This window comes from Gryllotalpicola sp. CP2-P1 (genome assembly GCF_057512245.1).
On the sequence record NZ_JBLRDT010000011.1, the window covers coordinates 21639 to 28073 of the forward strand.

7 protein-coding genes are annotated in these 6435 nt (G+C 69.1%); 5 read left to right on the plus strand and 2 right to left on the minus strand.

From position 1 onward, the window contains the following. The first annotated feature begins 159 nt into the window (after nucleotides 1–159). The 5 genes from ACM2XV_RS01910 to ACM2XV_RS01930 are packed head-to-tail and all read left to right on the plus strand — an operon-like array spanning nucleotide 160 to nucleotide 5400. On the plus strand, nucleotides 160–1314 hold the full coding sequence (locus ACM2XV_RS01910; RefSeq protein ID WP_487025807.1) for a TIGR03364 family FAD-dependent oxidoreductase: 1155 nt from the start codon (nucleotides 160–162) through the stop codon (nucleotides 1312–1314). 30 nt (nucleotides 1315–1344) lie between these two features. Continuing rightward, nucleotides 1345–2517: an ABC transporter substrate-binding protein gene (locus ACM2XV_RS01915; RefSeq protein WP_487025808.1), complete on the plus strand. Its 1173-nt coding sequence runs from the start codon at nucleotides 1345–1347 to the stop codon at nucleotides 2515–2517. Between the two features lie 29 nt (nucleotides 2518–2546). Then, nucleotides 2547–3473 carry an ABC transporter permease gene (locus tag ACM2XV_RS01920; protein ID WP_487025809.1) on the plus strand — a complete coding sequence of 309 codons (927 nt, stop codon included), beginning with the start codon at nucleotides 2547–2549 and terminating at the stop codon, nucleotides 3471–3473. Further along, nucleotides 3470–4306 (plus strand): ABC transporter permease, encoded by an 837-nt coding sequence (locus tag ACM2XV_RS01925; RefSeq protein WP_344774203.1) that lies wholly within the window; start codon nucleotides 3470–3472, stop codon nucleotides 4304–4306. Before ACM2XV_RS01920 ends, ACM2XV_RS01925 begins: the two co-directional genes overlap by 4 nt. Beyond that, entirely contained in the window at nucleotides 4306–5400 is a 1095-nt protein-coding gene (locus ACM2XV_RS01930; RefSeq protein ID WP_344774205.1) for an ABC transporter ATP-binding protein, read from the plus strand. Before ACM2XV_RS01925 ends, ACM2XV_RS01930 begins: the two co-directional genes overlap by 1 nt. A 4-nt stretch (nucleotides 5401–5404) precedes the next feature. On the opposite strand, the gene ACM2XV_RS01935 is transcribed toward ACM2XV_RS01930, so the two are convergent. Next, nucleotides 5405–6109 carry a phosphocholine cytidylyltransferase family protein gene (locus ACM2XV_RS01935; RefSeq protein ID WP_487025810.1) on the minus strand — a complete coding sequence of 235 codons (705 nt, stop codon included), beginning with the start codon at nucleotides 6107–6109 and terminating at the stop codon, nucleotides 5405–5407. Nucleotides 6110–6236: 127 nt separating this feature from the next. Next, the coding region (locus ACM2XV_RS01940) for a hypothetical protein (RefSeq protein WP_487025811.1) at nucleotides 6237–6435 on the minus strand (199 nt) is incomplete at its 5' end.

The following is a 6435-nucleotide window of genomic DNA, read 5'->3' on the forward strand; positions in this document are numbered from 1 at the left end:
CGCACGGTCTCAATACAAGTGCCCCGAGTGGGTGCCGGGGTCGGTAGACGGCGGTCTGTTCACCGACCGTTTGCGCGGCGGTGCGGCTGATTGAACTTCTCATGACAAGTGCCGCGGTCGGCTGGCATCCGCCCTCTTCTGCCCGTCACAGTGGCACTCGTGACCCCCGCTTCCGGCGCCGCCGTGCCCTCCGGCGCTGCCCCCGCCCGCTACGACGTGGCCATCGTGGGCGCCGGCATCGTCGGGCTCGCGCACGCCTGGCATGCTGTGCGCGCCGGGCTGAGGGTCGTGGTGCTCGAGCGCGACGAATACGCCGCAGGCGCCAGCATCCGGAACTTCGGCCACATCTGCACGAGCGCGCAGTCCGGGCCCGCCTATGACTACGCGCTGCGGGCGCGCGGCGAGTGGCTGGCGCTGGGGGCGGATGCCGGCATTCCGGTCTCGACCGCCGGAACGGTCGCCGTCGCGCGTCGCCCCGAGGAGCTCGCCGTGCTCGAGGAGTTCGTGGGCGAGCGCAGCGACGACAACGTGCTGCTGACGGCGGCCCAGCTCGCCGACAAGCTCGGCTTCGCGCCCGTCGATGCGATCGGCGGTGCCTGGCTGCGCCTCGATCTGCGCGTCGACGCGCCGAGCGCCGTGCCGGCCTTCGCCGCACATCTCGCTCGCCTGGGCGTCGAGTTCCGCTACCGGGCGAACGTGCTCGGCGTGGATTCCGGCCGTGTCGTCACGGCGCGCGGCGAGGTGACGGCCGATCGCGTGATCGTCGCCGTCGGCCACGACGTCGACCGCCTGTTCCCGGGCATCGCCGACGAGCACGGCGTCGTGCGCTGCCGGCTGCGCATGATCGAGGCGGATGCCCCGGCCGGCGTCACCGTCGACCCCGGTGTCTTCACCGGCACCTCGCTGCTGCGCTACGACGCGTTCAGCCGGACCGCGGCGGCCGCGGCGCTGCGCGACGCGCTGGACCGAGAGGCGCCCGAGCTCGGCGAGCACGGCGTGAACCTGATGTTCACGCAGCGGCTTCCCCACAGCGACGCGGCGGGCCGGCTCGTGCTCGGCGACACGCACCACTACGGCCTCACCGAGTCCCCCTTCGACGACGAGGCGAGCGACGAGCTGCTGCTCGCCCGGTTCCGCGAGCTGCTCGGCGTGCGCGAGCTGGTCGTGCGCCGCCGCTGGCGCGGCGTCTACGCCTCGAGCCCCAACGGGCCCTACCTGGTCGCGAGCCCCGCGCCCGGCGTCACCGCCGTCTCTGTCACGAGCGGCATCGGCATGACGACGGCGCTCGGGCTCGCGGCATCCGTTCTCGATTGACCCGAATCCCCTGCAACCACGAGGAGAACAATGAACAGCAAGCTTCGCCGCGCGGCCTCCGGCCTCGCGCTGGTCGCCGCCGCAGCCGTCGTGCTGACCGGCTGCGCGAGCAACAGCGGCGCATCGAGCGCCGCGGCCGACGCCAAGGACTGCAAGACGCTCTCGACCGCGCAGGCCGCCAAGGCCACCAGTGCGGCCGACTTCGGCGGCTTCGACTGCCTGGTCGCCGCTGCAGAGAAGGAAGGTCACCTCAACGTGATCACCCTTCCGCCGTCGTGGGCGAACTACGGCAAGATCATCGCCGGCTTCCAGAAGAAGTACCCGCAGATCAAGATCAACTCAGAGAACCCCGACGGCTCATCCCAGGACGAGGTCGACGCCGCGAAGGCCAACAAGGGCCAGTCGACGGCGCCCGACGTGTTCGACATAGGAACGACCGTGCTCAACGCGAACCCCGATGTCGTGACGCCCTACAAGGTGCAGAACTGGGACAAGATCCCGGCGGACTTCAAGGACCCCGACGGCAACTGGTACTACGACTACACGGGTCTCATCTCGGTCGGCTACGACTCGTCGAAGGTCACGAAGGCCCCGACCTCGCTCGACGACCTGCTCGGGGCCGACTACAAGAACAAGGTCGCCATCAAGGACTCGCCCGTCAAGGCGAACGAATCGCTGATGGATGTCGTGCTCGCCTCGGTGCAGAACGGCGGCTCTGCCGACGACCTCAGCACGGGCGTCGACTTCTTCAAGAAGCTCAAGGCGGCGGGCAACTTCGTTCCGACCACGGCCTCGCAGGCCACGGTCAACAACGGCCAGACGCCGGTCGTGTTGCAGTGGTCGTTCAACAACGTCGCCTGGGGTGACGCCTCGCAGGGCGGCAACCCGAACTTCAAATCGGTCGTCCTTCCGGGCGCCGCGGTCGGCTCCTACTACAACCAGGCCGTGGCCTCGGGCGCGGCGGACCCGGCAGCGGCCCGCCTGTGGGAGGAGTACATCTACACGCCCGAGGTGCAGAACCTCTACCTCGCCGCCGGCGCGTACCCGGCCATGCTCGACGCGATGAAGAAGGACGGCTCGGTCGACAAGGACGTGCTGCAGAAGGTCGGCGACGCGCCCTCCGACGTCACGCTGCTGACCGCCGACCAGGCCACCAAGGCGGGCACGCAGATCGCGTCGCTCTGGCCCGCCGCGATGGGCTGAGCAGTCTTCGACGAGAGCAGAGGAACACCATGACCGTGGTCGCATCCGATGCGGCGGTCGACCGGTCCGCAGGCGCCGGGGCTGTCCGGCCCCGGCGCCGCGCGGCGGGCTGGCTCGGCTTCACGCCGTTCGCCGTCTACACGCTCGTCTTCCTCGCGGTGCCGACCGTACTCGCGGTGTGGAGCGGCCTCACCGATGAGAAGGGCGCCTTCACGCTCGCCAACTTCGGGGCGTATGCGAACCCCGTCATCCTGCGGCCGTTCGGGAACTCGATTCTCCTGTCGCTCGCCACCGCCGTCGCGAGCGCCGTGATCGGCGCCGTCATCTGCGTGGCGCTGCTCGCGGTGAATCCGGTGGGCTTCACCCGGGTCGTGGCGGATGCCGCGGCATCCGTCTTCGCCCAGTTCGGCGGCGTCATGCTCGCCTTCGCCTTCGTGGCGACGATCGGCACGACCGGTCTGCTGACGCTCTTCCTCAAGCAGGCGTTCGGCTTCGACATCAACGCGCTCGCCCTCGACAAGACCGCCGGCCCGCTGATCAACCAGGTCTCGGGAATGTTCTTCGTCTACGTCTACTTCTCGGTGCCGCTCATGGTCATCGCGTTCATGCCCGCGCTCGTCGGCCTGCGGCCGCAGTGGGGCGAGGCCGTCGCGACGCTCGGCGGCGGCCGGCTCAGCTACTGGCTGCATGTGGGCTTCCCCGTGCTCGCCCCGTCGTTCTTCGGCTCGATGATCCTCGTGTTCGCGGGCGCCTTCTCGTCCTACGCGACCGCGTCCGCCCTGACGAACACCGGCGTCATCATCCCGATCATCATGCAGCAGGACCTGAGCAGCGAGACGCTGCCCGGAATCGCGCACGTTCCCGGGGTGCTCGCGATCGGCATGATCGTCGTGATGGCCATCGTCATGTGGCTCTACTCGCTGCTGCAGCGCCGGGCCTCGCGGTGGCAGCGATGAGCGCGCGCACGCCCCGGGCGCCCCGTGTCGGCGCGACACCCAGCCGCACGACGGCGACGGTGATCCTGGTGCTGGCCGCGCTCGGATTCCTCTACCCGCTGTACGCGCTGTTCCGCTTCGCCTTCTGGCCGACGGCGCAGACTCACGGCTTCACGCTGCAGCACCTCGAGCGCCTCGCCGACCCTGGGCAGGCATACATGTACGCGCAGCTGTTCGAGGGCATCCAGAACTCCCTCGTCATCGCGGTCGTCACCGTCGTGCTGATGATCGTGTTCCTGCTGCCGGCCATGATCCTGGCCGAGCTGCGCTACCGGCGCGTGCGGCAGGTGATCGAATTCGTCTGCCTGCTTCCGATCTCGATCCCGACCGTGGTGCTCGCCGTCGGCTTCGTGCCGGTCTACCAGCAGATCTGGCACCTTACGGGATCGGTCGCCTGGGTGCTCGCCTTCGCGATCGGCATCATCGTGCTGCCCTACGCCTACCGCCCGATTCAGTCGAACATGTCCGGACTCGACATGGTCACCCTCTCGGAGGCGTCGCGCTCGCTCGGCGCCGGGTGGTTCGCGACGGTCTGGTCCGTCATCCTGCCGAACCTGCGGCGCGGCATCCTCTCGTCAGCTCTCATCACGGTCTCTGTGGTGCTCGGCGAGTACACGATCGCGTCGTTCCTCACCCAGAACACCTTCCAGACCGCGCTCGCCCTGCTGCAGCACGCCGACCCGTATGTCGCGGCGACGTTCGCCCTCGCGGCGCTGCTGCTCATCTTCCTGATCCTCGTGCTGATCGGAGCAGTCGGCTCGGTCAGCGGTGCCCGCAAGCGAAAGGCCGCCTGATGTCCGCCGTCGAAACCACCGTTCCCGCAGCCGCCGCCGCCCTCGAAGTCGCCGGGACCGCCGTCGAACTCGTCGACGTCGTCAAGACGTACGCCGGCCACCAGGCGCTCGCGGGCGTGAACCTCAGCATCGAGCCGGGGGAGTTCATCGCGCTGCTCGGCCCCTCGGGCTGCGGCAAGACGACCGCCCTGCGTGCCCTGTCGGGTCTCGAGCAGATCGACGGCGGCCGCATCCTGATCGACGGCAAAGACGTCGCCCAGGTAGCGGTGAACAGGCGCGACATCGGCATGGTGTTCCAGTCGTACTCGCTGTTCCCGCACCTGACCGCGCTGCAGAACGTCGAGTTCGGGCTGCGCATGCGCAAGGTGGATGCCGCCTCGCGCCGCGCCCGCTCGGGCGAGGCCCTCGAGCTGGTCGGCCTCGCTCACCTCGCCGATCGCTACGCGCACCAGCTCTCGGGCGGCCAGCAGCAGCGCGTCGCGCTGGCGCGCGCACTCGTCACGCGCCCGCGCGTGCTACTGCTCGACGAGCCGCTGTCTGCGCTGGATGCGAAGGTGCGGGTCAGCCTGCGCGACGAGATCCGCCGCATTCAGAAGGATCTCGGCATCACGACGCTGTTCGTCACCCACGACCAGGAGGAGGCGCTCGCCGTCGCCGACCGCGTCGCCGTGATGAACGCGGGCGGCATCGAGCAGATCGGCACCCCTGAAGAGCTGTACCTGAGCCCGCGCACCTCGTTCGTCGCCGACTTCGTCGGGCTCTCGAACAGGCTGCCCGGCGAGCTCGCCGGGGGAGCGGTCACGGTGTTCGGGCAGCGCCTCGACGTGATGGGCGAGGTGCCCGCCACGGGCAGGGTGACCGCCTTCGTGCGCCCCGAGGACATCGCGCTGGTCGATGCGGCCGCCGGGGATGCCGCGCTGCGCGGCACCGTCGTCTCGACGAGCTTCCTCGGGTCTCTGCGGCGCACCTTCGTGCGCCTGCCCGACGAGACGGTCGTCGCCGTGCAACACGACGTCCGCGAGCGGCCAGAGCCGGGCGACAGCGTCGCACTGCGCTTCATGGGCCGCCCCGTCGCGGTGGCGGCGAACCCGTAGGCGCTTAGGCGAACAGGTGGTTCGCCCGCTCGAGGTCCTCGGCGAAGTCGACCTCGACCGCGTACAGGTCGGAGATGTCCATGGGCTCGACCCGGATGCCGTCGCGGGCGATGGACAGCTCGAGGCCGCCCTCGAAGTAGTCCTGCGCGTCGATCTTGTCGAGCGCGCGGATGAAACCGGCCTTGTCGCGGCCCGAGATGAAGTTGATGCCGACGGCCTCGCCGAGCGCCTTGCCCAGGTCGACCTTCTTCGAGAGCTTGTCGATGAAGCCCTCGGCGTCGACCGTGTACTTGACCTCTTCGTCGGAGACCTTCGAGGTGTTCACGGTGACGAAGCTCTGGTCGCGGTCGATGAGCTCCTTGGCGCGCACGAGCGCGGCCGGGTCGAAGACGACGTCACCGTTCATCCACAGCACGCCGCCCTTGTTCGACGCGCGCAGCGCGCGCAGCAGGCTCTTGCTGGTGTTGGTCTGGTCGTACTGCTCGTTGTAGACGAACTTCGCGCGGTCGCCGTAGCGCTCCACGATCTCTTCCGCGCGGTAGCCGACGACGATGGTGACCTCGGCATCCGTGCCGAATGCAGCGTCGATGTTGCCCAGCTGCTGGCCCATGATCGTGCGGCCGTCGACCAGCTCGGTGAGGCACTTGGGCAGTGAGCGGCCGAGGCGGGTTCCCATGCCGGCGGCCAGAATCACGATCTGGGTGGTCACGTCTTGCTCCCCACGGTAGACAATAGGCGTTCACCGGGAGTTTACCCGGTCGCCCCGCGTTTCCCCTCCTTGGGGGGATTTTCGTAACCGGTTCGACGCAAGGGGCGACGGATGCCGGAGGCTGTTGCTACGGTGGCCACATGAGTTCGCTTCCGGAGACGCCACCAGAAGACGGCCCCCAGGCGAACCCCGTCTCACCGGTCGAGCCGGCAGAGGAAAAGCCCGCGTCAGCGGCGAAAAAGCCGGCTGCTCCACGTGCCCAGAAGCCGCGCCAGACGACGGCTCGAGCACCCCGTTCGACCGCCGCATCGAAGAGCGGCGGCACC

Excerpts from the sequence above, each read along its gene's own strand:
- ACM2XV_RS01915 (WP_487025808.1), top strand. The coding sequence starts at position 1,345 with ATGAACAGCAAGCTTCGCCGCGCGGCCTCCGGCCTCGCGCTGGTCGCC.
- ACM2XV_RS01920 (WP_487025809.1), top strand. The coding sequence starts at position 2,547 with ATGACCGTGGTCGCATCCGATGCGGCGGTCGACCGGTCCGCAGGCGCC.
- ACM2XV_RS01925 (WP_344774203.1), top strand. The coding sequence starts at position 3,470 with ATGAGCGCGCGCACGCCCCGGGCGCCCCGTGTCGGCGCGACACCCAGC.
- ACM2XV_RS01930 (WP_344774205.1), top strand. The coding sequence starts at position 4,306 with ATGTCCGCCGTCGAAACCACCGTTCCCGCAGCCGCCGCCGCCCTCGAA.